The sequence below is a fragment of the Roseimarinus sediminis genome (genome assembly GCF_050433125.1).
Lineage (GTDB): Bacteria > Bacteroidota > Bacteroidia > Bacteroidales > Prolixibacteraceae > Roseimarinus > Roseimarinus sediminis.
On record NZ_JBNPXV010000017.1, the window covers coordinates 1 to 24,662 of the forward strand.

The 24,662-nt window shown below is 43.6% G+C and carries 19 protein-coding genes and 1 pseudogene; 14 read left to right on the forward strand and 6 right to left on the reverse strand.

What is annotated here, in order from left to right; translation table 11 throughout:
• Positions 1-102: 102 nt before the first annotated feature.
• A complete protein-coding gene (locus FHS86_RS17050; RefSeq protein WP_429416561.1) occupies positions 103-504 on the forward strand; it encodes a hypothetical protein in 402 nt (133 codons plus the stop codon).
• A gap of 306 nt (positions 505-810) precedes the next feature.
• Here FHS86_RS17050 and FHS86_RS17055 read toward each other — a convergent pair.
• A pseudogene (locus FHS86_RS17055) lies at positions 811-1,035 on the reverse strand (IS66-like element ISPba3 family transposase); the annotation flags it as partial.
• Between the two features lie 326 nt (positions 1,036-1,361).
• On the opposite strand from FHS86_RS17055, the gene FHS86_RS17060 reads away from it, so the two are divergent.
• The 7 genes from FHS86_RS17060 to FHS86_RS17090 all read left to right on the forward strand — a co-directional run bounded on the left by FHS86_RS17060 (position 1,362) and on the right by FHS86_RS17090 (position 8,864).
• Entirely contained in the window at positions 1,362-2,684 is a 1,323-nt protein-coding gene (locus tag FHS86_RS17060; RefSeq protein ID WP_429416564.1) for a Fic family protein, read from the forward strand.
• 582 nt (positions 2,685-3,266) lie between these two features.
• A complete protein-coding gene (locus FHS86_RS17065) occupies positions 3,267-3,509 on the forward strand; it encodes a type II toxin-antitoxin system ParD family antitoxin (RefSeq protein WP_429416567.1) in 243 nt (80 codons plus the stop codon).
• Positions 3,509-3,805: a type II toxin-antitoxin system RelE/ParE family toxin gene (locus FHS86_RS17070; protein ID WP_429416739.1), complete on the forward strand. Its 297-nt coding sequence runs from the start codon at positions 3,509-3,511 to the stop codon at positions 3,803-3,805. The genes FHS86_RS17065 and FHS86_RS17070 overlap by 1 nt, the downstream gene beginning before the upstream one ends.
• 154 nt (positions 3,806-3,959) lie before the next feature.
• A complete protein-coding gene (locus FHS86_RS17075) occupies positions 3,960-4,253 on the forward strand; it encodes a hypothetical protein (RefSeq protein WP_429416570.1) in 294 nt (97 codons plus the stop codon).
• On the forward strand, positions 4,244-4,417 hold the full coding sequence (locus FHS86_RS17080; RefSeq protein ID WP_429416572.1) for a type II toxin-antitoxin system RelE/ParE family toxin: 174 nt from the start codon (positions 4,244-4,246) through the stop codon (positions 4,415-4,417). The genes FHS86_RS17075 and FHS86_RS17080 overlap by 10 nt, the downstream gene beginning before the upstream one ends.
• A 386-nt stretch (positions 4,418-4,803) precedes the next feature.
• Positions 4,804-7,257: a TonB-dependent receptor gene (locus FHS86_RS17085; RefSeq protein ID WP_429416575.1), complete on the forward strand. Its 2,454-nt coding sequence runs from the start codon at positions 4,804-4,806 to the stop codon at positions 7,255-7,257.
• 140 nt (positions 7,258-7,397) lie between these two features.
• Positions 7,398-8,864: a vWA domain-containing protein gene (locus FHS86_RS17090; protein ID WP_429416578.1), complete on the forward strand. Its 1,467-nt coding sequence runs from the start codon at positions 7,398-7,400 to the stop codon at positions 8,862-8,864.
• Positions 8,865-9,076: 212 nt separating this feature from the next.
• Here FHS86_RS17090 and FHS86_RS17095 read toward each other — a convergent pair whose 3' ends face one another.
• From FHS86_RS17095 to FHS86_RS17110, 4 genes are read right to left on the reverse strand one after another with little or no spacing between them, the layout of a single operon-like run.
• Positions 9,077-10,279: a YeeE/YedE thiosulfate transporter family protein gene (locus tag FHS86_RS17095; RefSeq protein WP_429416581.1), complete on the reverse strand. Its 1,203-nt coding sequence runs from the start codon at positions 10,277-10,279 to the stop codon at positions 9,077-9,079.
• 6 nt (positions 10,280-10,285) lie between these two features.
• Positions 10,286-10,804 carry a YeeE/YedE thiosulfate transporter family protein gene (locus FHS86_RS17100; protein WP_429416584.1) on the reverse strand — a complete coding sequence of 173 codons (519 nt, stop codon included), beginning with the start codon at positions 10,802-10,804 and terminating at the stop codon, positions 10,286-10,288.
• Positions 10,801-11,463, reverse strand: a complete 663-nt coding sequence (locus tag FHS86_RS17105; RefSeq protein WP_429416587.1) for a cytochrome b/b6 domain-containing protein — start codon at positions 11,461-11,463, stop codon at positions 10,801-10,803. The genes FHS86_RS17100 and FHS86_RS17105 overlap by 4 nt, the downstream gene beginning before the upstream one ends.
• A gap of 3 nt (positions 11,464-11,466) precedes the next feature.
• Positions 11,467-13,080, reverse strand: coding sequence for a tetrathionate reductase family octaheme c-type cytochrome (locus FHS86_RS17110; RefSeq protein WP_429416590.1), 1,614 nt, complete (start codon positions 13,078-13,080; stop codon positions 11,467-11,469).
• Between the two features lie 334 nt (positions 13,081-13,414).
• Here FHS86_RS17110 and FHS86_RS17115 point away from each other — a divergent pair, with 334 nt between their 5' ends.
• The 6 genes from FHS86_RS17115 (at position 13,415) to FHS86_RS17140 (ending at position 22,839) form a co-directional block, all read left to right on the forward strand.
• Positions 13,415-14,239 carry an aldo/keto reductase gene (locus tag FHS86_RS17115; RefSeq protein WP_429416593.1) on the forward strand — a complete coding sequence of 275 codons (825 nt, stop codon included), beginning with the start codon at positions 13,415-13,417 and terminating at the stop codon, positions 14,237-14,239.
• A gap of 441 nt (positions 14,240-14,680) precedes the next feature.
• Positions 14,681-15,190: a DUF4251 domain-containing protein gene (locus FHS86_RS17120; RefSeq protein ID WP_429416596.1), complete on the forward strand. Its 510-nt coding sequence runs from the start codon at positions 14,681-14,683 to the stop codon at positions 15,188-15,190.
• Between the two features lie 233 nt (positions 15,191-15,423).
• The gene (locus FHS86_RS17125) at positions 15,424-17,397 is read left to right on the forward strand and encodes a sialate O-acetylesterase (protein ID WP_429416599.1); all 1,974 of its coding nucleotides are present in this window, start codon (positions 15,424-15,426) and stop codon (positions 17,395-17,397) included.
• 43 nt (positions 17,398-17,440) lie between these two features.
• Positions 17,441-18,646, forward strand: coding sequence for a glycoside hydrolase family 27 protein (locus FHS86_RS17130; RefSeq protein WP_429416602.1), 1,206 nt, complete (start codon positions 17,441-17,443; stop codon positions 18,644-18,646).
• Between the two features lie 168 nt (positions 18,647-18,814).
• Positions 18,815-20,449 (forward strand): glycoside hydrolase family 9 protein, encoded by a 1,635-nt coding sequence (locus FHS86_RS17135; RefSeq protein WP_429416605.1) that lies wholly within the window; start codon positions 18,815-18,817, stop codon positions 20,447-20,449.
• Between the two features lie 26 nt (positions 20,450-20,475).
• Positions 20,476-22,839, forward strand: a complete 2,364-nt coding sequence (locus FHS86_RS17140) for a glycoside hydrolase family 31 protein (RefSeq protein ID WP_429416608.1) — start codon at positions 20,476-20,478, stop codon at positions 22,837-22,839.
• Between the two features lie 1,215 nt (positions 22,840-24,054).
• On the opposite strand, the gene FHS86_RS17145 is transcribed toward FHS86_RS17140, so the two are convergent.
• Positions 24,055-24,306: a hypothetical protein gene (locus FHS86_RS17145; RefSeq protein ID WP_429416742.1), complete on the reverse strand. Its 252-nt coding sequence runs from the start codon at positions 24,304-24,306 to the stop codon at positions 24,055-24,057.
• Positions 24,307-24,662: the final 356 nt, after the last annotated feature.

The window sequence follows — 24,662 nt, forward strand, 5'->3', positions numbered from 1 at the left end:
AACTAAATTTCAAAATGACAAAGAACGTTTTAGGCTTAATGAGCCAAATTTGTTTAATTTTTAATAACGTCCCAATTTTAATGGGACACTAGTGATATTATTATGAAGATTGAAAGTAAAAATAGACGCCTTTTTATATTCCTTATTTCGATTTTTGTAGTTGCAAGTATAACAGTGATTGTTGCTGTAAAACTTCATCAAAAAGAGGGTAAGAATTGTGTTTTACTAAATGCCGAGGTAAAATTAGATGATGGTAAAATTACAATTACAAATAATGATTCTTTCGACTATATCCATACGGAGCTTTATATCAACAAACATTATAAAATTATTGGATTTAACATTCCGGCTGGAGAATCGAGTATCCTATGGCAAGTTGAATTCTCTAATTATTTTAGGCGGAGAATGAGTCATAATGAGAAAGCAATAACTTTTTCAATTGTATGTGATTTATACGACGGAGAAAAAGGTGTTTATTATATCGATTTTAGTAAGAGTAAATAAAATGCCCTATAATAAATAGGAATATGAGCGGCGCGCAGCGCCCAGCGATGAGTTTCCGCCAGCTGGCGGATTGAACTACCTCCATTCCGCTACGGTGTTCTATACTTAAAGAAGGTTTTTGATGTTTTTTGAAAAGATAAGGTGACGGTGTTCTTTGATTTATTTCAGTTTTTAGTGCTTACCCGCTTAATTTATCGGTAAGCGTCCGGTAAACTCCGTATTGTTTTGCAAGGATTAGGAGTTAATATCAGCGTTTCTCTAAAACATTCAGAGAACTATTAAAGTCAGGTTGGAGTTTCTTTGAGTTTATTCAGGTTTTTTTGAAGCAAAGTTGTGCGGAAGCAGTTCTGCCAGGTCTTTGCTGTAGTCGTTGTCGTAGTGGTGTACCTTTTCAAGGAAGTAAACCATCCATTCCCTGAAGTTAACGCCACTGGCCTTGCAGCCGCCCAACAGGGAATATACAATGGCTGCATTTTCGGCCGACTCGTGGTTTTTGCAAAACAACCAGTTTTTGCGTCCAATGGCAATGGGGCTTTAATTACTTCATCACCAAAAAATACATTGAACGGGCCTGGTTTTGCCTTGAATTTTGGATTAAAAAGAAGCCATTAAGGAGTTTAAGTGGAGCATTTTAAGTCAATTGATTAACAACAAATATTAATCACTATTTTGTAAGAGCAGCTTAAAACGGCTAAAAAACAGCCTTTTTTAAGAGATAGCAGTTGGTTTTTAGACAGACTGCCGTTGGCGGTAATTTTAATAAAATCTCCTAATCTTTGTAAAATTTGGAGATTTAGCAAACAAAACATATTTTTACTAAAAATTCCAAATAATTGAATAATTAGGAGATTTTAGTCATGATAGAATTACCACCAAAATTAACTAAGAAGAATTTCTCAAAAGCATTCTCAATGCTTAAAGACTCAACATGTCGAGAAAAAATTAGAATCATAAATAACAAATACCTCTATTGGGATAAAGTAAAGTATCAGGCAAAATCTGAGGATTTATCATCAATCGATTTGTGGACTGCAATAAAATTAACCAGGAGTCTGGATTACAAACACCTTAAATTTGGGAAATATAAATTCGCATTTTCTCAAACAGACTATATTCAAAAAATATTACATGAATTTGATTTAAACATAGGAGGAAATCTAGGTGCTCAGAAATTGATTCCAGAGCAGGAAAAGGATAAGTATCTAATTAGCTCAATCATGGAAGAAGCAATTGCATCTTCGCAAATTGAAGGAGCTGTTACCACAAGGAAAAAAGCAAAAGAGATGCTTCGAAAGAATGATAAACCAAGAAGCAAATCAGAGCAAATGATTCTTAACAATTATAGAACTATTCAAACAATTGTTGGGTGGAAATCACGGGCTCTTACAACGGAGCAACTATTAAACATTCACAAGCTAATATCAAACAATACACTTGACGACAAAGAAGATGAGGGAAAATTTAGAACTACCAATGATGTCTATGTCGTAAATCATATAGATAGTGAAATTGTTCATACTCCACCAGACCACAAAGAAATTCCAGCCTTGATTGACGAGGTATGCGACTTCTTTAACAATGATAATCATGACTTTTTTATTCATCCTGTAATTAAGGGAATAATCTTACATTTTATGATTGGATATATCCATCCTTTTGTTGATGGTAATGGAAGAACTGCTCGTACTCTTTTTTATTGGTACCTCCTGTCAAAAGGATATTGGTTAACTGAATACTTGTCAATATCAAGACTTATTGTAAAAAGCAAAAATCAATACGAGTATGCTTATTTATATACGGAAAATGATGACAATGACTTAACTTATTTCATAAATTATAATCTAAAAACAATGGACAAAGCTTACGACGCTTTGAGAGCGTATATTCAAAGGAAAATTGACGAGAAAAAATATTTAACAAATTTCCAAAGAATCCAATTTATTAATAGCAGGCAAGCAGAAATCTTAAAATGGTTTTACGATGAACCTCATTTACTAATTACAGTTAAAGAAGTAGAAACTCGATTAAGTACCTCAAATCAAACAGCAAGGACTGATTTACAACAATTATTACAGCAAGGATATTTGGAATTAATTCAAATTAATAAAAAGAAACAAGCTTTTGCTAGAGTTCCTGATTTTGAGAGTAAAATAAATGAAAAAACTACCCACAATAAATAGGAAAATGAGCGGCGCGCAGCGCCCAGTGAGGAGTTTCCGCCATCTGGCGGATTGAACTACCTCCATCCCGCTACGGTGCTATGTACTTAAAGAAGGTTTTTTATGTTTTTTGAAAATAAAATGAGACGGTGTTCTTTGATTTATTTCAGCTTATAGTGCTTACCCGTTTGATTTATCGGTAAGCATCCGGTAAACCCCATATTTTTTATCAAGGATATGAAGTTTATATCAGCATTTCTCTAAAACATTCAGAGAACTATTAAAGTAGGGTTGGAGCTTTTGAGTTGATTCAGGTTTTTTGCCTTGAATTTTGGATTAAAAAGAAGCCATTAAGGAGTTTAAGTAGAACATTTTAAGTCAATTGATTAACAACAAATATTAATCACTATTTTGTAAGAGCAGCTTAAAACGGCTAAAAAACAGCCAACTTTTAGTTGTGATGGGGGATTTTTAGACAGCCTGCCGTTGTGCGGAATTTAGACTACTGCCTTACGTGACAGATAAACAGTAATTTACAACTTTTATCCTTTAAGCGCTTGCTTTGATTACCAAGAATTGGTAATTTTGGGAAAACATTTTTATATGGGAAAAAATACATCGATATCATTGGGTGACCACTTCGAAGATTTTATAAGTACTTCGATTGCATCTGGGAAATATAGTTCAGTAAGTGAGGTGGTTCGTGCAGCTTTACGCCTTTTAGAGTCTGAAGAAAATAAGCTTAAAGAATTACGAAATGCTTTGATTGAAGGAGAAAATAGTCAAATGAATGAAAACTTTGATGGACAAAAACACCTTCAAGATTTACACCGTAAATACTTATGATGTCAAAATATCGGATAAGTGATAAGGCCATAAACGATTTGGAAAGAATCTGGCTTTATACATTTCGAAATTGGTCAAAGGAACAAGCAGACAGATATCATAAGCTGATAATTGACGAAATTGAATTTATTGCAAACAACTTCGACCTTGGCCGTAAAATAAACTATGTGCGAGATGGTTATCGAATGACAAAAGTAAAATATCACTTAATCTTTGCCAAAAGATCAAAAGACAATGTCATAGAGATCGTAAGAATACTGCATCAAAATATGGACATCGAAAACCGACTAAAATAAAAATAAAAACTGAGCACAATAAATAGAACGCAACACTTAGCTTTCAATTGTGCCTTGCTTGTATACGCTCTGCATTGAAGTCCCGATGGCTATCGGGATTGAACTAGACAATGCTTCAAAGCATGACAGCGCAAAATTGAAGTGATATCAAAATTTGAAAGATAATTCATTAGATTTTGTAACTTTATCCGAAAGTTTTAAAGCTATGGACCTACAGACTAGAAAATTAAATTTTATACAAGAATTCCTTAAGATTCAGAATGAGGAGGTTGTAAGTCAATTTGAAAAACTTTTAAATAAAGAAGAAAGTACCATTTCGGACAGAGATCTTTCACCAATGTCAATTGAGGAGTTCAATAAAAGAATTGACATGTCCCTCAAAGACTCCGAAAATGATAATATAACCGAGATTAATGACTTACTAGACGAAATCTCGAAATGGGGCTAAAGATTTTCTGGACGGATTTTGCAAAAAACGAGCTGAAAAAAATATTTGATTTTTATAAAGGCGAAGCAAGTTTAAGAGTCGCAACGAAATTGGCTTCAGGAATTGTACAGGAAGCTTTAAAACTGGAGAAACATCCGACTATTGGACAAAAGAGGAATTATTAAAATCAAGACCTCAATCGTTTAGATATCTCATATTTAAAAACTACAAAATAATTTACTGGATAAATGAAAATAAATCTCGAATTGAGATTGTAGACGTTTTCGATACAAGACAGAATCCTGTAAAAATTAAGAGGTCAACAAAATAAATGCCTGTTGCAACGCTTAGTTTTCAATTGAGCCTTGCTTGCATCCGCTCTACATTGAAGTCCCGATGTCCATTGGGATTGAACTATTTTTCGATTATCATTAGTCGACTCGTCCCCCTCGTTTTAAAAACTGTTGATTTTTGTTAAAGCTTTGTTAAAATATTCAAAGTGTTTAAACAATTAGGCAGTGGCAGAGTCTTAGTGTTCGTTAGTATCAGAAAAATTCTATAATTCAATTTTATGCAAAAAATAAGTTTCTTAGCAATACTTATGGTATTGACTGTTTCGGTGTGGGCTGATTCTTTTATGAATGGAGATGAACCTGTGGAGGCAGTCGCCAAAAAAGGCTCAATTAGTGGAAAAATCATTGAAGCAGGAAGCAGTACGCCCCTCGAATATGCCAATATCGCAATTTATACTTTGCCCGACAGTAGTTTAGCCGGAGGTGGAATTGCCGATGCGGCCGGGCGCTTTATGATTAGCGACCTGGAGCCCGGTAACTATTTGCTCGATGCCAAGTTCATCGGTTTTGAGCACACCAAACTCAGTAATATTACCATCGCAAACAAGCAGATGAAAGTCGATTTGGGTACCATTGAATTGCACCCGGCTTCCGAAAACCTGGCCGAAGTAAATGTGGTGGCACAGGAAAATCCCATTGCCTATCAGATTGACAAGAAAGTGGTCGATCCGAGTCAGTTCCCCACAGCGGCCAATGGCACCGCTACCGATGTACTGGCCAATACCCCCTCGGTGGTGGTCGACATTGAAGGCAACGTGACCATGCGCGGAAGCTCCAGTTTTACGGTATTGATCGACGGACGTCCAACTCCCTTCGATGCTGCCGATGCGCTCGATCAGATTCCTGCCAGCAGCATTCATAATATCGAAATTATTACCAACCCTTCGGCCAAATACGACCCCGACGGGAATGCGGGTATCATCAACATCAACACCAAGAAAAGCAAACTCATTGGTGTAAGTGGAATCGTTAATGCCTCGGGCGATTCCAACGGTTCCTTGTCGGGCGATGTTTTGCTGAATTACCGCATCGAAAAGTTTAATTTTTTCGTTAACGGCGACCTGTCGAAACGTCAGCGCCAGGGCGAATTTTCAAGCATCAACCGTACCTGGTCCGATGCCGATACCAGTAGCACCGAATCGGATGGAACGGGCAAACGGGGTCGCGATGCCTGGTCGGTGAAAACAGGTTTCGATTATTACATGAATGAACAGAATACGCTCACCTTCAATGTGGGAGTCGACGGGCGCAAACGTTTTAGTGAGAGCATCTCCAATTTTCACGAATATACCACTTCGGGTTTCGACCGCTACTCGCTTACCGAAAACATCGACGATGGTGATCAGACCGGTGTTTCGCTCAGTCTCGATTACAAAAAGACCTTCGACCGCGATGGTCAGGAGCTGACCGCCTATTTCTATTACGAAAATGAAAGCGGATTCAGCAGTTCACTTTATCATCAATACGATGGAAGCGATGCACTGCTCGAAGGCATCAAAAACTGGGAAGCCGGCGGTGAAAACCAGTTTCGCTTTCAGACCGATTACATCCATCCCTTTAACGAAAAGATGAAGTTCGAAGCGGGTTATCAGCTGCGTGCCGACCGTGAGAATGAATGGAACGATGTACATTGGTACACCACTTTTGATGACTATGAACCGTCAGAATCATCGGCTTATTATACCGACACTTATTTCGACCGCGACATTCATTCGGCTTACTCTATTTTCAGCAATTCGGGTAACATAATGGGCTATCAGTTAGGTTTACGCGCCGAATATACCGACCGCAGCATGAGCTACGATGACAAGGAACACACCATCAATCGGCTTGATTTTTTCCCAACGGTACACTTTTCATTTCAGCTGCCACTCGAACAGCAGCTGATTACCAGTTATACCCGCAGGATAGAGCGCCCCAGAGGTTATTATCTTGAACCATTTATTACCTATGAAGACGCTTACAATGTGCGCATGGGTAACCCCGATATTGAGCCGGAGTACATCGATTCGTACGAGATTGGCTATCAGAAGCAAATAGGACAGGGATTCTTCTCAGCCGAATTGTATCACCGCAAAACCAACAACAAAATTGAACGTATTCGCAGTGTGTACAGTGACAATGTGATGTTGCAGACGGTTGATAACATAGGAGCAGATTATTCAACCGGCCTGGAGTTTATGCTCAACATGCGGCCTGCCAGCTGGTGGATGATCAACCTGATGGGGAACGCGTATTATTACCGTGTGGAAGGCGAGATCGACGGAAGCAGCATCGACCAGCAAAGCAATAACTGGCATGCCCGCTTCAGCAATACCTTTACCATTGCAAAAAACACACGCTTGCAGTTCGACGGAATGTACCACAGTCCATCGACCACAGCGCAGGGAAGCCGCGAAGGATTTATGTTCACCAATCTGGCTGTTCGTCAGGATTTGCTCGACAAGAAGCTGACACTTACAGCCGGGGTGCGCGATGTGTTTAATACCGCCAAATTTGGCTTTGAATCTACCGGACCTGGTTTTTATTCCAAAAGGAATTTCGACATGAAATCACCGGTATTTTCTTTTACCCTGGCCTATAAGATCAATAATTACCGTCAGAAGAACGGTGCTACCAATGGAGGTGGCGAAGGCGGCATGATGGATGTTGGAGGCGAAGGCGATTTTTAGTAGAACCCGGTATTCATATACCGATCAGAAATCAGATGATGGAAAAGGGGACAGATGTCCCCTTTTTTTTATTATATAAGCAACCTTTTTAAACGAAAAACGATCCTAAAAGCATTCAAATCATAAAAGAAACTCATGTCATGAAGAAAAAAATGCTCCTCCCGGTTTTCGTTTTTTCCTTGTTCCTGTTTTCGTGTGAAAATGACTATTACAGTGAAAACCTTGATAGTTATAATAAATTTAATGGTGTGATGGAAGACGCACCTTCTGAAAAATATACCGATTATGGTGAGAACCCTTTTATTAAAGTTAGCGAACAGGCTGAATCGACTTTTGGTATCGATGCCGATGGTGCTTCGTATTCCAATGCACGCCGTTTCCTCTCTTTGGGACAATTGCCACCGGTTGCATCGGTTCGTGTGGAAGAGTTCATTAATTATTTTACTTTCGATTATCCCGATCCGCATGACGAGCATGTTTCAATCAATACCGAAGCTACTGTTTGTCCCTGGAATAGCGGCCATTATTTGTTGAGAATAGGTTTGAAGGGAAAGTCATTGGCTGAATCGGAAATAGGGCCTTCAAACTTTGTTTTCCTGATCGATGTTTCTGGATCCATGTCGAGCCCCGATAAACTGGAGTTGCTGAAAAGCGGCTTCGAAATGCTGGTTGATGAAATGGACGGCACCGACCGCATCGCCATTGTGACCTATGCCAGTTCTGATGAAGTGGTGCTGGAATCGACCTATTGCGATGAAAAATCAAAGATTAAAAAAGCAATAAAGAAGCTGGGATCGGGTGGAAGTACTGCCGGTGCCAAGGGGATTGAAACCGCTTATAAAATAGCAGAAGAAAACTTTATTGCCGGTGGAAACAACCGGGTAATTGTGGGTTCCGACGGCGATTTTAATGTGGGCCCTTCGACAAGCGAAGAGTTGGTTGAAATGATCGAAAAGAAGCGTGAATCAGGAATTTACCTGACGGTACTTGGTGTAGGGCAGGGGAACCTGAACGATTCGATGATGGAACAATTGGCCAACAACGGCAATGGAAATTACGAGTACATTGATACTATTGAGCAGCTGAAGAAGGTTTTTATTTACGAAAAACAGAAATTCTACACGGTTGCCCAGGATTGCAAAATCCAGATAGGATTTAACGAAAACAGTGTCGATTCATTCAGGCTGATCGGTTATGAAAACCGCGTGCTCGAAAACGAAGATTTTGAAAACGACAGCGTCGATGCCGGTGAAATTGGTGCAGGACAAACCATTACGGCTTTTTATGAACTGGTGCCTGTCGAAAATCCCCAAGGGGCATTTTGTTCTTTGCAGTTCAGGTACAAAAAGCCCGGACAAAGCGAAAGCAGGCTGATTGAACACGATGCAGTGTCAGAAGTGGTCGCATTTTCTGGTGCAAGCAAAAACATGCGCTTTGGAACTGCGATAACAGGCTTTGGACTGCTGATTAAAAAGTCGGAATTCAAGGGTACACTCAACTATGAAGATGTTAGTAAGTGGGGAGCAGGCGCACTGGGCGATGACCCCTACGGGTTTAAAAGCGAATTTTTGGAACTCGTTGATGAGGCAGCTTCCTTCGATGAATAAGGCATAATTCAACATCAAATAAGGTGATGGTTTTACCATTATTGGCCAACCAGCCCCTCCCCTCATTACGAATAATCGCATGATGACCTCATTGCGAAAAAATGAACTTCTTCATTGCAATTATTTTGAATAGAAGGGACTGCATAATATAAGAGGCCGCAAGTCCAAAACTGCTGCCTCTTATTCTGATTTCTATGTTTATCAAATTTTATCTAGCATCCCCCCGCAGCCACTTTTACTTCCTTGGTAACCGGCTTGCCAATGTTTTTAAGGGTTTCGGTGAGCTCCTGCATTTCACGGTTGGCCTTCGATCGGAAGTTATAAATATTGATCTCTCTTTTGCTTGCGGTGGCCATGTCGGGTTGTTCGATGGTCTCGAACATGTTTTTAAATTGGGTGGCACTTTCTTTCAGTACCAGGTTTTTCGAATTGCCGACATACTTTGCCTTTAAACAGGCCATTTTTACAAGGGTGTCGTTTTCGGCATAGAATACGTTGGTTTTCATTTTTTGTCTGAAGATGCTTTCCCATTTTCTTTCGGTGATTTCATCAAAAGGAATGTTGATGGCCATTGGAAGATGGTAGCTTGCAAATTCTTCGGGCGAGCGTACGTCGATGATGTTTAATTCGTAATAGTGATTTACGATTTCGTGGGCCAGCTTGTCGGCGTTAATTTCATGGAAAACACATTTTTGCTGTCTTTTAGCCTCTGCAATTCGTTCGGCAATGATTTCCTGTCGTGAAGGAAGAAGGAACAAAAGTGCGACCGCAATAAAAGGTGCCAGCGAAGCAATGGCATAGCGTGAAACCCAGATTTTAGGAGTGGGCAGTTGTTGTTTTCCTCTGACGCGTTTTTCGATCTGCCAGGTGAGATAAAAGGCCGCGATGGCCACCAGCGATAACACCAGGGCAAATACTTCCATCGACATGCCAAGTTGCTCATTCATTCTGACAGGTCCCATGGCATCGGCCAGATAGAAGTTTTCGATCATTGGAAAAGTTTCGACAAAGGCAAAAACGCCAAAAATTGACCCAACTACAAAGAGCATGGCATCCATTTTGCCGATAGATAAAGCGCAAACGCTGGTACCGGGGCAAAAACCACCAATGATGAAGCCGGCACCCATAATCACGCCTCCCGTGAGAGCCGATCGGAGAAAGGTAGGATTGACATAAATCAGCTCAAGATCGAGCAGGTCATAGTGTCCAAGTACGAGCACACCCAGCATGGCAGTCACGCCGGCAGTGAAAAACACCCGCAAAACGGTAAAATCGTATCCGTAAAAGAGTCCAACCAGTTTTTTTGTCGATGAAAAACCGGCCTGCTCAAGCAGAAATCCAAACCCGATGCCAATGAGCAAGGCGATGATCAGGTTCATTTCGTTCGATATAATCAATGGTACTAATGGTCCCATGGTATTTTATTTTATCCAAAGTTTTCTGAAAAAGTAAGCTAAAGCATAGCCCGACCCGAAAATGGCAAACATGGTAATGATGCCTCCAAACGACATGACTGCCATTCCGCTCAGGGCCGATCCGCTGGTGCAACCACGGCCAAGTTGTGAACCGTAACCAAAAAGGAAGCCTCCGATGATGGCTCCTATAATGCGGGCCAGATTGCTGGAGCGAGGACCTTTTTCGAATTTAAGTCCGACGCGGTTGGCCATTACTCCCGAAAAGAAGGCCCCGATTACCACGCCAATCACTTCGAATACAAGCCAGTTGTGTAAGGGGCCGCTTGGGTTGGCGGCTGCAAATTGCTGATAGTATTCAGTGTTGGCAGCATGTTGAGGGGCAATTCCATTTACAATGGATATCACCAGACTTTTAAAGGCTCCACTGGCTCCCAGACCGCGGCCTGTGATGTAAATGGTGGCCAGTAAAAGCAAACCCAGTAAGAAACCGGCCAGGTAAGGATTCATGTAGGGGCGTGTTTTCATGACTTGCTGTTTTTGATTGTTTCCTGTTCATTTTGTTCCTGTTCATCATCTTCATCGTCTTCCACCTCTTCATAACCGGTGATCATGGCCCTGATGTTCGAGGTGGGGGTATGCCCGGTGGTAGTCATGTATACATGAACCACCAAAAAAATCATGAGCAGAAAAGCACCCAGGGTATGCCAAAAGGCAATGCTTTGAAGCGAAATATCTTCAACGATCACAATGTTGTTCTGGTCGATGGTTTTATGCAGCATGTAAAAGATTCCCGAAATAATGGTCATGGGAACCAATACCAGTTTAAAGCCAAGATAGACCAGCCTTTGTAAGGGATTCATCTTGCTGAGTTCACTCTTTTTAGTGGGATGAGGTGCTCCGGTGAACATGCCGAAGGAATAATACAGGATCTGTTCTTTCAGCTTTTTGGTAGTAGGAAGGTATTGTTTCCATTCTCCGGTTGCAAAATGCCAGAAGATGGCGAAAATGATCAGTACAATGAGCAGCCACGAAGCAGTGCGGTGAAAGCGGGCAGCCTGTTCAAACCCAAGAATGGTAAATGAACCATGCACTTCGAATCCGGTAAGCGCAAGAAAAATGATTAGTGCTGCCTGGCTCCAGTGCCAGAAACGTTCAAAACGTTGGTAGATGTATATTTTCTTCATTATTTATAGTTTTAACAAGTCATTGTCCGATTGGTAATCGATGATTTTCATTTCATATTTTTTGTTTCTGATCGAAACGATGATTCTGATGGCTGCATGGATCATTACTGCAGCCAGTGAACCGAAGAAGAGAAGGAGGCCACCGATGTCGAGCGGCTTGTTGAAATCGCGACCCGGAAGATAAAAACCACCCAGTTTGGCCAATCGGCCTTCATCACTGCGGGTATGGCATTCGGCACAGCTCACTGACTGATCTTTGGGTGCCACCATGTGGTTGACCGGCCAGTACATTTCGGTTTCGATAAAACCATATTCACCACTGTAGGGCAAACCAATTTGTTTCATGCCGGCTTCGGCTGCCTTGTCCCAGTCGAAGTCCATCCAGAAGGCGCTGTCACCCTTTTCGGCTGCCCAAAGTCGGGGCTGAATCAGTATGTTGTGTACCTTGTCGTAGATTTGATCACCCCGGTGAATCTTAACCGGAATAATTTTCGATTCTCCATCATCGTGAGAGCCAAACAAGGGATTGATAATTACCGGGTTTGATTTAATGGTGTCGCCCAGAATGTAATGGTCGGCTGTTCCGTTAAACCACATGTAATCGGGTTGAACATTCTTTTCCCATTTAAACGATCCCTTGATCGAGAGGTAATCATGATTGCCCATTTCGTCTTCGGTGTGAAAGGGGGCACCTTCTTCCAGTTTTCCGGCATCCGACCATTTCCATTCCATCTTGGTGGCATTTACCTTGGCATATTCGGGAATATGACAAGCCTGGCACGAAACTTTGGCATTGTGACGGTTAATGATGGGGTCGAAATGGGGAGTATTGGTGTGACATTGTTCGCAGGTGGCTCTTTGCGTGTTTTCAGACGATACCGAGTACAGGCGGCCCAGTAGCTGATGGTTCTCGGCAGTATGGCATTCTGTACAGCTCATGTCCATACCATTGGCCCCCATGTGTACGTCCACCTCACGCGAACATCCCAAAAGGGCCTGTTCCAGATCTCCATGCTTTACATTGTTGCCGCCACCTCCATTGAAATGACAACTTCCACAGTTGTTCTTTTTAGGCTGGCCCACACTCTGGGCGACCTTGCTCAAATTCACCGAGCGGTCGGGATAACCAGCCATCGAAACTCCCTTGTGATATTCTTCACTATTGTCGTGGCAAACCATGCAGTCGACATTCCGTGCATTATTGAAATCGTAATGATCGTTGGTCATCCCGTATCCAATATGGCATTTGGCGCAACTTTGTTCGTTGGTTTGGGCACCAATGCAGAAGTTGTTGACAACATTTCGCTTTCCGGCTGCTTCTACACCCCGGCCTTCGATGTACGATACCCGCTCCCAGTTCCAGTGTGCCGAGTTCATGATCTCTTTATGCCTTTCGGTATGGCAACTGATACAGGCTTCGGTCACATCCTGCGGAGATTCAAATTCCTGTTGCAGTATTTCAAATTTCCTGTGATCGACCGAAGGGACCGGCTCTATGGCATACTTGGTTTTTAATTCCTCCAGTTTCAGGTTGAAATAAATTTCTTTGTGCAGCACATTGGTTAATACCAGTGCAAGCACAACGGCTCCAATTAAGATAAAAATTGATCGCTTCATTTCGATCGGGCTTTAGTTAAATTCCAAATTTTAAAATCAAATGTTCAATTCGTTTCAAAAATATATAAATATCGACATGTTTGTAAGTAACTGAAAAGTATTGCAATAAGTTGTTTTGTCTTACAATTTAGTAAATCTCAATCGTTCAATCATTTGAACAAGCGTTCAAAAATGATCTTTGGGCTCAATATATAACCAGTCTAAAAAAGCACAACGCTTGGTTGTTTTTATCCGGCACAAAAAGGAAACAGGAGGAGAAGTGAAGGAAGACGGTGCCGGTTTCTGCTTTCATAAAAAGCTGCTATCTTTAGGGCTCTTATAAAAAAATACAAGAATGATTACAGATATTAACGGAACATTTACCCTCAATAACGGGCTTGAAATGCCTTATTTCGGACTGGGAACTTATCAGTCGGCCAATGGTCGCGAAGTAATGAATGCGGTGCACTATGCACTCGATGCGGGTTATCGCATGATCGATACTGCTTCGTTTTATCAAAATGAAGAAGGAATAGGACAGGCAATCAGGGAGCATGGTATTGCGCGTGAAGCGCTGTTTATCACCACAAAGGTTTGGAACGATGATCAGGGTTTTGAAAGCACCCTGAAAGCGTATGATAAAAGCCTTCAGCAAATGGGAACCGACTATTATGATCTGTATCTGGTGCATTGGCCGGTGACCGGGAAATTTAAAGAAACCTGGAAAGCGCTTGAGAAAATCTATAAAGAAGGCCGGGTGAAGGCCATTGGCATCAGCAATTTTTTAAATGTACATCTCGAGCAGTTGCTTCCCGAAGTGGAAGTAATGCCCATGGTGAATCAAATGGAATTTCATCCTTATCTGATCCAGCAGGAACTGATCGATGAATGCGAAAGAAACAACATTGTTTACCAGGCATGGAGCCCGATAATGCAAGGTCGGGTTTTTGAAGTTCCCCTGCTGAAAAAATTAAGCAAGAAATACAGAAAGAACCAGGCACAAATTGTGTTGCGCTGGGATTTGCAAAGGGGCGTGATTACCATTCCCAAATCGGTGAACCAGGCACGTATTGAGAGCAATGCCGATATTTTTAACTTCGAACTGAGTGCCGACGACATGGCGGCCATCGATGCCCTCGACTGTAACCAGCGCTTTGGTTACGACCCGATGCTGGTGTGAGGGCAAGGAGCATGGATGTCGATTAAATTGTGAATTGTTAATTATGAATGGTGAATTACTTGCTCACCAAGTGACAGCCTCGACTATTGGCTGATGTATGGTGTGTTCCCGAAAGCTGCGCCGGGAAAAGATATTAGAGAATAGACTTTAGTTAAAAGATGAAGTGTGAATTTTTTCCAGATCCCGTTTCGTGTAGTCGTGTACTCGTATATTCGTCTATTTGTGCCTTTACTTTTTAAGCTTCCAGGCTAAGGGCTTAATGATCAATGAATCAATTACTCAATGGCCATTTACTTAATGACCAATGACTTTCTGACTCATTGACTCTTTTCATTCCTGATTTGTTAAAAACATTGAAATAAAGCAAATTAACAGCGTTTTTATTTGCCTTTGCCCGCTTTTGTTTTGTAATTTAAGCTCACTTAATCAAAGGAGGAGTCTATGAAAAGTTATGTCAAATTGGGGATGCTTGTACTGATGCTGGCCTTAAGTTCGTGTGCTGTTTTCACTGGAAAAACAAAGGCTGAAAGGCAGGCCGCTGAGTTGCTTCAAATGAGCAGGGTCGATTCTTTGCTGAATGCCAGGGCATATACTTTTGTGGCTCAAAGTGCCCATCCCATGGGGTGGTCGACCATACAGCTTACCTCGGAATACGATGTGAGAATTGCCGGTGATTCGGTGTTCGTTTACCTGCCTTATTACGGGCGTGCCTATCAAGCCGATTACGGATCGACCGACGGAGGTATAAAGCTGACTGCTCTTGCTGAAGACTATCAAAAAGAGGAAAGCGATAAAGGTTTTAAGGTACGTTTTAAAGCCAGTGATGAATACGATAGCTATCAATTTAACCTTTCAATAGGTAAAACAGGTTATTCCACGCTTTCGGTCAATAGCAACAAGCGACAGGTCATTTCCTTTTATGGAATAGTTGATACCAACCCATCGAGATGAAAATCCTGCATTGGCTGTCGAATCACTGTTAATTTTTCCCTGCATGCTTCTTTTTTAATGGTTCATTGTTGATTTGTTTTCCATTGTAGCCATTCCTATAGATTTAACCCTCACTTTGCAATAATTGCCCCTGCAATTATGACCCTTTTTGAAACGTTTATCGTGGTAACTGCTGTAGCCACTTTTGCATTTTTGTTCCTCCTGAATGAGCAAGCAAATAAACTTTCAAAATAATGGGAACAATAAAAAAATATCGCACGCTGCTGGCATTTGCCGCTCTGCTGCTTTCGTTCACAATGGCAAAGGCTGAAATTCGCCTGCCCCAGCTCATAAGTTCCAACATGGTGATGCAACGCAACAGCGAAACCAGGGTGTGGGGCTGGGCCGATCCCCGTGAAAAAATTACAGTAAGTTTTGGAGAACAGACCTTAAAAACCCGTACTGCAAAGGATGGGCGCTGGGAGGTGAAGCTGAGTACCGGCGATGCCGGTGGTCCTTATACCATGACCATCAGCGGTAAAAATAAAATTCAACTTGATAACATCATGCTGGGCGATGTGTGGGTGTGTTCTGGTCAGTCGAACATGGAGTGGCCCTTAATCAATACCATCAAGGGCCCCGAAGAAGTTGCTGCCGCCAGTCATCCCAACATTCGGCTTTTTCAGGTTGAAAACAATGCTTCGCCTTTACCGGCCGACGATACAGCCCCGGCACAGTGGGCCGTATGCTCTCCCGAAACCGTTGCGGCTTTTTCGGCGGTGGGCTACCATTTTGGGAAGAAAATCCATCTCGAAACGGGTGTTCCCATTGGTTTAATCAGTTCCAACTGGGGAGGAACCATTATTGAAACCTGGATCAGTGGTGAAACGGCCGCTGGCGATGACTTCATGGCATCCTGGCTTGAAAAACTGAAGGGACTCGATATCGAAGCCATGGCCCGTGAACAGAAAGCCATTTATGAAACATACAAGGCAAAACTGAACGAAGTGAACAGTCCTTCTTTTAGTCATCCTTTTCTTTCGGCCGATTTCAACGATCGTGACTGGAAAAGCTACGAACAACCCATGGTATGGGAACATTGGCCCGAGTTTCAAACCTTCGACGGCATCATGTGGTACCGCAAATCCTTTGAGCTTCCCGTAGGCTTCAATCTGAACAAGGCCACCTTATCGCTGGCACGTATCGACGATACCGACATTACCTGGCTGAATGGCCGGCGCGTGGGCGATACCTACAATCAGTACAATGAATTACGCAGCTATAAAATTCCGGGTGGAGTCCTTAAAGTGGGAAGCAATCAGTTGCTTGTAAGGGTGGAAGATTACTCAGGTGGTGGAGGTTTTCATGGTAAAGCCGATGAGATGTACCTTAGCGACGGAGTGCTCACTGTTCCACTGTCGGGCGAATGGAAGCTACATGCCGATGAAACACCTACACCGCGAAGTCTGAATGCTCCGGGCAGCATGGTGCTTATGCCCAATCAGTTTCCAACGCTTTTGTACAATGGTATGATACATCCTTTACTTAAACATGCGATAAAGGGAGCCATCTGGTACCAGGGAGAATCGAATGCCGATGCGCTGTATCAGGCCAAGCGTTATGAAGAGCAGATGCGTTTGCTGATTGCCGACTGGCGTAAACAATGGAACAACGACAAGCTTTCGTTTTACATGGTTCAACTGGCCAATTTCAGAGCCGAAAGCGAAGTGCCTCAAAATGACATCTGGCCTGTTGTGCGTGAAGCTCAGACCCGCGTGGCGACCGATCCGATGGTCGAAATGGCCTGTATTATCGACATTGGCGAAGCCGGCGACATTCATCCCCGAAACAAATACGATGTGGGGCAACGCCTGGCGCTCGATGCACTGAAACTCGACTACGGTTTCGACCTGGTGAACAATGGTCCCCGTTTCAGCAAGGTGAAAATGAAGGGCAAAAGTGCGGTGATTACCTTCGATACGCAGGGCAGCGACTTGCAGGTACGAAATAAATACGGTTACATCAATGGTTTTGCTGTGGCAGGGAACGATCAGAAATTTGTCTTTGCCAAAGCCCGCCTGATCAATGATACACAGGTTGAGGTATATAGCGACAGCGACATTGATATCGTGGCCGTTCGCTTCCTTTGGGCCGATAATCCGGGCAAGGTCAACCTTTACAATGCGCATGGGCTTCCGGCCGAACCATTTCGCACCGATCAGTGGTAACATTTATTTTAATCAACAATAGCTAATAAAAAAAAAAGATCTTATGAAGAAGTGGATGATGACCCTGCTGGCAGCAGGTCTCTTAATCAGTGCACAGGCACAAAAAGCACCCGAGTTGGCACAAACTCCGCCCATGGGCTGGAACAGCTGGAACATTTATGCCTGTGATATTACTGAAGATCTGGTAAAAGAAGTGGCACGTGCCATGGTCGATCGCGGATTGAAAGATGCCGGATACGAATATGTGGTAATCGACGATTGCTGGCATGGCGAGCGCGACAGCCTGGGCTTTATAACTTCCGATCCTGAAAAATTTCCTTCAGGAATCAAGGCACTCGCCGACTATGTGCATTCCCTGGGCCTGAAATTTGGCATCTATTCCGATGCCGGCTGGGAAACCTGTGGTGGTCGGCCCGGAAGCCGTGGCTATGAATTTCAGGATGCCATGAAATATGCCGAATGGGGCGTCGACTATCTGAAATACGACTGGTGCAACACCGAAGGACTGGCAGCCGAGGGGGCTTACCTTACCATGCGTGATGCACTGGCTGCTGCCGGCAGGCCAATTCTTTTCAGCATTTGTGAATGGGGCGACAACAAACCCTGGCTATGGGCCAAAGATGTTGGACACATGTGGCGTACTACCGGCGATATTTTCGATGATTTTTACGGCGAACTCGATCATGGGACCTGGTCGTCGTGGGGCATACTGAACATCCTCGACATGCAGGACGGTCTCAGGGAATATGCCGGCCCGGGGCACTGGAACGACCCCGACATGATGGAAGTGGGAAATGCCATGAGCGTTAATGAAGACCGTGCCCATTTTTCAATGTGGTGTATGATTACCGCGCCGCTGATTGCCGGTACCGATATTCAAAATGCTACCAACGAAACCATCGAAATTCTGACCAACGACGAAGCAATCGCCATCAATCAGGACAAACTGGGCATTCAGGGTTTCAGGCATTCAAAGGCCGACAGCCTCGAGGTGTGGTACAAACCACTCGAAAACGGCGATTGGGCTGTTTGTTTTCTGAATCGCGATGCTGTGGATAAAACCATTGATTATAAGTGGAGTGAAATGGAAATTGTAGATGATTTTGCCCAACGTTCAGCCAGTTTTTCTTCCACCGTTTACAAAATCAGGGATGTGTGGGCACACGAAAACAAAGGAGAAACATCCAAATCTTTTAAAGCAGTCGTACCATCACACGATGTAATTATGTTGCGCCTGATAAAAAAATAGAGATTTTTGAAATCTGAGCGAAGAGGGATGATTATCTTCGTTCAGATTTGCTTATATTTCTTACTGAACTTAAAATCTATAAACCAATCCAATAGAATAAGCAGGGCCTGGTTCTTTTTAATGTAAAAGGTGAGTGCCTTGATTTAGTTTGGAAAATAAAATGAACGAATGAAAAATAACTTAATCCTTTCACTCCTGGTGATGCTGCTTTTGGCTCACCTGTCGGGCAGCGCCCAGAACTTTCACTTTAATTCGCTGGGCTATCTTCCCGAAGCTGTGAAAACAGCCGGTGTTTCATTTCCTGCTGCAACTTTTGAGTTAGTCGACGCGAAGTCGCAAACGGTGGTTTTTGAAGGGCAATTTAAAGGTCCTCAACACCAGGATGACGTAAAAACAGACCTGTGGCTGGCCGATTTATCGGCTTTCAAGACGCCTGGAAACTATCAGTTGCGTGTTGATAAAAAGCTGCTTTCACCGGCATTCAGCATTGCTTCGGATGTCTATGAGCCAGCCTTGAAAACATCGATGCGGGCCTTTTATCTCTGGCGTTGCGGAACAGCCGTAGAAGGCGAACACAATGGCATCACCTACCGTCACGAAGTTTGTCATACCAACGATGGTTACCTCGATTACCTGGGTGACAAAGGAAAAATAAAAGACGGAACAGGTGGCTGGCACGATGCCGGCGATCATGGTAAATATGTGGTGAATGCAGGAGCAACCGTGGGCGTACTGTTCATGGCCTGGGATCATTTTAACAGGCAACTGAACGATTTCGATTTCGAATTGCCGGAAACAGCAGCGGGCTATCCTTCTTTTTTAAAAGAATTGAAATGGGAAACCGACTGGTTGCTTAAAATGACTTATCCCGACGGGTCGGGCAGGGTGTCACACAAACTGACACGCACCAACTTTTCTGGCTTCATTATGCCCGAAGACGATGAAGCACCCCGTTATTTCACCGAATGGAGTTCAGCAGCTACCGGCTCGTTTGTTGCCATGATGGCTCAGGCAGCCCGCTATTTCAAACCTTACGATGCCGATTATGCAAAGCGTTGCCTCGATGCCGCCATGCTTAGCTACAAGTACCTGAAGGAACATTCGGAATACCAGCGCTTCGAACAGGGCGATTTCAAAACCGGCGGCTATCAGAGTCACGATGCCGACGATCGTTTGTGGGCAGCGGCCGAATTGTGGGAAACCACAGGCGAACAAGGCTATCTCGATGAGCTGGAAGAACAAATGCGCGGAATGAAGAACCTGGTGGATGAAAACTGGGACTGGGGCGATTTGAGCAACCTGGGTGTTTTTACCTACCTGCTTAGTGAGCGGGAAGGCCGCGATAGTGAACTGGTCGAAAAAGCAAGCTCGGCTGCCATCGAAATTGCCAATACCATCGTTCAACAAGGTGAAGAGGATCTCTTTAGCCGTCCGCTGGGAAACCGCTACTACTGGGGCTGCAACGGAACGGTTGCCCGTCAGGTAATGAACCTGCAGGTGGCCAACAAACTTCAAGCCGACGAAAAATACCTGGCTACTGCCCTCAATGCCCTACATCATCTTTTCGGAAACAATGTGTATGGTCGTTCCTTTGTAACGGGGCTGGGACATCAGCCGCCCATGCATCCGCACGATCGCCGTTCGGGAGCCGATAACATTGAAGCTCCGTGGCCCGGTTATCTTGTTGGAGGAGGTCAAAGTGCCACCGACTGGACCGATGTGGAAGCCAGTTATACCACCAACGAAGTAGCCATAAACTGGCAGGCCGCCCTGGTATATGCCCTGGCCGGTTTTGTAGAATAAACAGCAACAACTAACAACAAGATAAAATGAGAAAATTTAAAACCTTCTTTTCAACCATCTTACTGGGCTGCGCGACAAGCTTTGCAGGCGCCCAGATCCAGCAGATGGGAACACTGAACGAACCGGTCGACATCAGTGGTGATTTTTCGAGTTTTGCCAATACTTATTACCTGGCCAACGAACTCAAACAATTCGATCCGGCCAGTGCTTCGGGAACAGTAGAATACAAGCGTTACGAATATGTAACCCGCCAGGCTTTTAACAACATGCTGGCTGTGCTCAATCCGGTGGAGGCCAACGAATTTCCGGGCATCGAATACGAGGCAAGTCCCAATTTGCCCATCGACATCGACTTTGTGTCGCCACGCACTGTACGTGTGCGCATGAACAGCGGTCCCGACTTCAGTAGCGACGAAGCATCACTTATGCTGGTCAATGGTACTGCACCCTCCGATGCTTCGTGGGCTTATTCGAAGGTCGATGGCGGACATCAATATGCTTCGGCTTACGGAAGTATTACCCTGCTCGAAAATCCATGGAAAATTATATTGAAAGATGCCGAAGGAAAAGTACTGACGAGCACCAATCATAATAGCGACAACTCGGGGAAAACCTATACCCCGGTGATGCCTTTTGGCTATGTGCGCCGTGCAGCCGATTATTCACGCAGTTTTTCGGCCAGTATGGAACTTAAGCCGGGCGAGAAAATCTTCGGACTGGGCGAGTCGTATACCAATTTCGACAAAAGGGGAACCAGGGTCGTGGTGTTTACCGACGATGCCAACGGTATTCAGAACGAAAGCATGTACAAGCCCATCCCGTTTTACATGAGCAGCAACGGCTACGGGGTCTTCATGCACACTTCAACACCCATTACCTGCGACTTTGGAAAGTATTACAGCAATGTACAGCAGCTGATGATCGGCGACGAAACCCTCGATCTGTTTTTCTTTTTGGGCGATCCGAAAGAGGTGCTCGACGAGTACACCGACCTGACCGGCAAGGCAGCCATGCCTCCGCTTTGGTCCTTTGGTTTCTGGATGAGCCGCATCACCTATTTCTCGGAAGATGACGGGCGCAACGTGGCACAGAAACTGCGCGATAACAAAATTCCTACCGACGTGATTCACTTCGACACCGGCTGGTTCGAGACCGACTGGCGCTGTGATTACAAATTTTCGGAAACGCGTTTTAACGACCCGGCCCAAATGATCACCGACCTGAAGAGCGATGGCTTTGAGACCTGCCTGTGGCAGTTGCCCTACTTCGTGCCCAAAAACAAACTCTTCGACGAAATCGTTGAAAAAGGCCTGTATGTTAAAAATGCCAAGGGCAACATTCCTTATGAAGATGTTGTACTCGATTTTTCGAATCCCAAGACGGTTGAATGGTATCAGGAAAAAATTGCCGGTCTGCTGAAGCTGGGCGTTGGTGCCATCAAGGTTGACTTTGGAGAGGCTGCTCCTTTCAGTGGTATTTATGCCAACGGACGTACCGGCTTTTACGAGCACAACTTATTTCCCTTGCGTTACAACAAAGCCGTTTCTGATATTACCCAGGAGGTAAACGGTGAGCGCATCATCTGGGCCCGCAGTACCTGGGCCGGAAGTCAGCGTTATCCGCTGCACTGGGGAGGCGATCCGGCCAATACCAACAGCGCCATGGCCGCCTCGTTGCGTGGTGGCTTGTCGATGGGGCTTTCGGGCTTTACTTTCTGGAGTCACGACATTGGCGGCTTTGTGCAAGCCTGTCCTGAGGAACTTTATGCCCGCTGGACACCTTTTGGCATGCTCAGCTCTCATACCCGCAGTCATGGTGCACCGCCCACCGAACCCTGGGAATACAGCAGGACTTTTCTTGACGGTTTCCGCGAGGCAACTAATCTGCGCTACGAACTGATGCCTTACATTTATGCTCAGGCCAAACATTCGAGCGAAAACGGACTGCCCATGATGCGGGCGCTCTTTGTTGAGTATCCCGACGATCCGGGAGCCTGGCTCATCGACGACGCCTACCTTTTTGGATCTGACATCCTCGTGGCTCCGCTCTTCGACGAAGTGAGCTCGCGCGACGTTTACCTGCCGGGCAAAGGCCGCTGGATCGATTACCAGACCGGCAAAAGCTATACAGCCGGATGGAATCACATCGAAGCCGGCGACATTCCTATTGTGATGCTGGTACGCGAAGGAGCCGTCATTCCGCACATCGGACTGGCCCAGTCGACCAAATTTATGGACTGGAGCAAGCTCGAACTGAAAAGCTTTGGTGCCAATGCCAGCGGACTGTTGTGTCTGCCATCGGACAATCAACTGCAACAGGTTGAGGTAAAAAATGGCCAGATTGTGAGCAATCCGCTCGAAGGAAAAAGCAAATTAAAGCTGCTTAAATAAACCCAATCCATTAATAAATCTTTTAGAGGATGCTGCTACGGTGGCATCCTCTTTTTGTTGTAACGCAGGAATCAGGAATCAAGACGCAAGACACAGACACAAGACATCAGGAACTTAGAATTTAATGCCGTCAGGCATGATTCATACTGTAACCTGCGATTTTAATCGCAGGAAAACAGCTGACATGGAAAAGAATGCCGTAGGCATGGTGCATGTAAACGAAAATGAGCAGAGCAAAGCATCGTTAACGCTAATATGCAGAAACGGCCAGGATCAAACCATAATAAAAACGATAGAACACACTAGGAAACGGAAGCTGGTTGCTGGTTGCTGGAGTGGACTGCCAACTTGTTTCGCCACGGCTTACTCAGGCACTCAAAAAAACCACAATAGAAACAATAGAACACACTAGGAAACGGAAGCTGGTTGCTGGAGTGGACTGCCAACTTGTTTCGCCACGGCTTACTCAGGCACTCAGGCACTCAAAAAAACCACAATAGAAACAATAGAACACAATAGAGGAAAGCTTGAAGGAGAATTTCCATCAGGCGTATAGACATTCACGGCGTCACTCAAAGCGACACCGTGAGTGGGAGTGATTAACTTATCGCAATGGTTTTCTTATTTAATCAGCCAAAATCGTAGCAAGGTCTTTATCCTAATTGACCAATGACTTCATGACTTTTCCACTTACGGCATATTTTTCAAAAACCTTATTCCTGTATTTTAAACCTTAGTAGCCAGTTTAACAAGCATTTTACCAAACCTTATTAACCTTATCAAAGGGAATACCTGCAAAATCTAAATGCTTACTTAGGCACTCAAAAAATAACCACAATAGAAACAATAGAACACAATAGGAAAGAGCTCAGTAGGTATTACTTAATTAGGAGAATAAGGAATAGAAATAAGAATTTTTCTGAGCAGAATAGTTTATAGAAAAGACTTAGGGGAAGAATCTATAAATATCTTTTCGGTGCAATACCCTTTCAGATGTCACAGTATCATTGGTATAGCTTATTCCGAGTCGATAGGAGCCAAAGCGGATGTGGTATTAATTTTTATAACCCTTAAGTTTCTTTATATCTGGGATTTCATGGAGGCTTTTGTATTTTTTCATACTTACAAAGACCAAAATTTCAATTTGCTTTCGGGTATCATTAGGTAGCTTACTTAGCTCATGTAGAAATTTTTTATTGAAAAAAAGGTTCAAACCTATTTCTTTTTAAGTTGCTTATAATACACTTCTGCATCTTTGAGTGAAATACGATCTATTTCATCATTTTCGTTTATTAATTGTCCAAGTGCATAGTCTTCGAGAACCTGTTCAATTTTGTTGAAAGTGTCGATATCTACCTGAACAGCTACAGGGCGATTTTTTCGTCGGTGAGGTATTTCTTTTTTATTGTCAGCATTCCAAATGATTTTACTGATGCAAGTTACAATTATTTTTGAAATCAGACAGATGCAATAACGTTAAGCGGATCACTAGATTATGCTTCACGGCGTTGCCAAGAGCGACACCATGAGTGGGAGTGATTAACTTATCGCAATGGTTTTCTTATTTAATCAGCCAAAATCGTAGCAAGGCCTTTATCTTTATTGACCAATGACTTTTCCACTTACGGCATATTTTTCAAAAACCTTATTCCTGTATTTTAAACCTTAGTAGCCAGCTTAACAAGCGTTTTACCAAACCTTATTAACCTTATCAAAGGGAACACCTACAAAATCTAAATGCTTACTCAGGCACTCAAAAAAAAACCACAATAGAAACAATAGAACACACTAGGAAACGGTTGCTGGTTGCTGGTTGCTGCGGA